The sequence below is a fragment of the Yoonia sp. genome (genome assembly GCF_017854415.1).
GTDB lineage: Bacteria > Pseudomonadota > Alphaproteobacteria > Rhodobacterales > Rhodobacteraceae > Yoonia.
In genome coordinates, this window is sequence record NZ_JAFMHR010000112.1 from 1 (window position 1) to 2443 (window position 2443).

2 protein-coding genes and 1 pseudogene are annotated in these 2443 nt (G+C 55.2%); 2 read left to right on the forward strand and 1 reads right to left on the reverse strand.

Going from position 1 to position 2443, the window contains the following annotated elements; genetic code table 11:
• Positions 1 to 155: 155 nt before the first annotated feature.
• Positions 156 to 956 (forward strand): hypothetical protein, encoded by an 801-nt coding sequence (locus QZ197_RS12240; protein WP_296432291.1) that lies wholly within the window; start codon positions 156 to 158, stop codon positions 954 to 956.
• A gap of 38 nt (positions 957 to 994) precedes the next feature.
• On the forward strand, positions 995 to 1936 hold the full coding sequence (locus QZ197_RS12245; RefSeq protein WP_296432283.1) for an endonuclease/exonuclease/phosphatase family protein: 942 nt from the start codon (positions 995 to 997) through the stop codon (positions 1934 to 1936).
• Here QZ197_RS12245 and QZ197_RS12250 read toward each other — a convergent pair.
• Positions 1862 to 2443, reverse strand: a pseudogene (locus tag QZ197_RS12250) (epimerase); the annotation flags it as partial. The gene QZ197_RS12245 and the pseudogene QZ197_RS12250 overlap by 75 nt on opposite strands.

Here is a 2443-nt window from a genome sequence, read left to right on the forward strand (position 1 = left end):
TAACGATATTGATGCGCGCGTGTTGATTTGTTCAGTCTATTAGGTATGGCGGATCATTTCCTGCCTACTCGTTCTAGGCCGTGCGTACCGACTGCGGCCCGTAAAGGATATAAAAAGTGCTGTTTCGTTTGCCTGGCGCATTGGCAAGTGCTGTGATGGTTGTGATGTTGATTGTCATGCCATTTGCGCTGCTGCCCGATAGCAATCAAGACGGCACGCAGATCGTGGCGCTTGTGGCGATTTTCGGCGCGCTTTTTACGATTGTTGAATACAGCTCAAGCAGCCCCAGCTTGGTTGAATTTCGTGATGCGCCGCCGTTCAACCGCGTCAGGTTCTCCGCGCTATTTGCGACCGTGCTTTGCCTTTCGGTTATTTTTCGTGGCGAAACGGCCCCGTCCGAGGTGACAGCATTCTTCCAAAATAGCGGCACACAAATCGGGCAGGCGATTGATTTCAGCTATTCACCCGTCCGTTTGATGGTTCTGACGTTGCCAGAGGGAACAGACCCCGCCGTGATCCAACGCCTGCGCGATGCGGCAGGTCTAAGCTATTTGCTAGCGCTTTTTTCAGTGATCTGGTTCGTGATATTGCTGGTTCTCTACCAGTGGCCGCGCCGCACAGAAGCCTTCAACGTTTGGATCAACTTACCGACGTTTGATCCAACAGCGGGCGGAGATGTCGTCAAACGGCTCAGACGCGATGGCCGCGTTAACATTATCTTAGGACTTTTGCTGCCATTCTTGGTGCCAGCGGTTGTTAAGTTGTCGGATATCCTTGGGACGCCGATCAATCTTGAAAGCACGCAGACCTTGATTTGGACCGTATCCGCATGGGCATTCTTGCCAGCCAGTATTCTGATGCGCGGTGTCGCACTCAGCCGCGTGGCGAATATGATCCATCAGCAGCGTCTGCGGGCCTACGAACGCGAAGAATCGCAAGGGGCTATGGCAGTCTGATCCTTTTGTTTTGGGCAAGTATTGCCCAAGCTGCGGAATTGCGCATCGCTACATTTGCCGCCCCGCTTAGCCGTGATGGACCAGGCTTGCTGCTGCGCGATATCCAGAAAGGCGAAGACGACAGCCTGACTGCAATCACTTTCGCGATTGCGCAGGCGGCACCTGATGTCTTGGTGCTGACAGACTTCGACTATGATTTGGACGGGCTTGCGCTTGCCGCCTTTGCGCAAGGCTTTGGGGCAGACTATCCATATCTTTTCGCCCGCAGGCCCAACGCGGGACTTGCGACAGGCTATGATATTGACGGCAATGGTTGGACGGGCGAAGCACGCGACGCCCAAGGATATGGGCGGTTCGCAGGTGATGGCGGGATAGCAATTTTGTCGCGCTACCCTGTTGCGGTTGATGCAGTCACCGATCTTAGTACAATGCTGTGGCGCGATTTGCCGGATGCGGTACTGCCGCAGGTCGGTGGCGCGCCTTTTTTTCCGTCAGAAGTACAAGATATCTTACGGCTTTCTTCGACGGCGCATTGGATCGTGCCGATCCGCTTGCCCAATGACACGCTGGTATCAATCATGGCCTTTGCCGCGACCCCGCCGGTATTTGATGGCCCCGAGGATATGAACGGTCTGCGCAGCCGCGACGAACTGAAACTGTGGGAGCACGTCCTTGATGGCACATTTGGCCCACCTCCGGACAGTTTCATTCTTGCGGGCAACAGCAACCTCGATCCAACTGGCGGGCAGGGAGACCGCGCAGCTATGGCTGCGTTTTTGGCGCGTGATGATTTGAATGATCCGCATCCCGGCACGACAAATGCTGATTGGGGGGCTGACAGCACAGGAAAGCTAAGGGTCAGCTATGTTCTACCGTCCTCGGATTGGCGCATCATTGACGCCGGCTTAACCGCTGCTGATGTGAATGGGGGTACTGCTGGCGGTCCGCACAGCCTTGTCTGGGTGGATGTCAGCCGGTAGCCCTGCCAACATCACATCTTTTAGGGCCGTCGGGACGAACTCTGGCAGCAATTGGTCGAATTTCGCAGCACCTATCTGATGCGGCATTTCATACAGATAGCGCATCTCGTGCATTTCACGCGCGAGTTCCCAAAAGGGGCCAAGCAATCGCATGATCCACCAAGGAAAACGGTTAATCCTTGTCTTAAGCTGGGTGTTTTCCGCAATACAGCGCTGCAGGTCGTGGATCGAAAAGGCATGCCCGGGAAAGGGAATGTCTTCGAATTTGCCAAGCTCCGCGCGCTGTTCAGCCAGTTGAACGGCCGCACGCGCCCAATCGGGAACATAGGCATATGCCTGCAACGTGTCGGGGTCGGCAGCAGCGGTCAGTTTGCCTTTGGCGATCTCGCGCATGATTAACATGCTCATGATGTCGCCATTGCCGTCAGGGTCGATAAAGTTGCCAGCCCGCAAGATCAGGGTTTGGACACCTGAAGCTTGATAAGCATGCTCCATCGCGATTCTGAC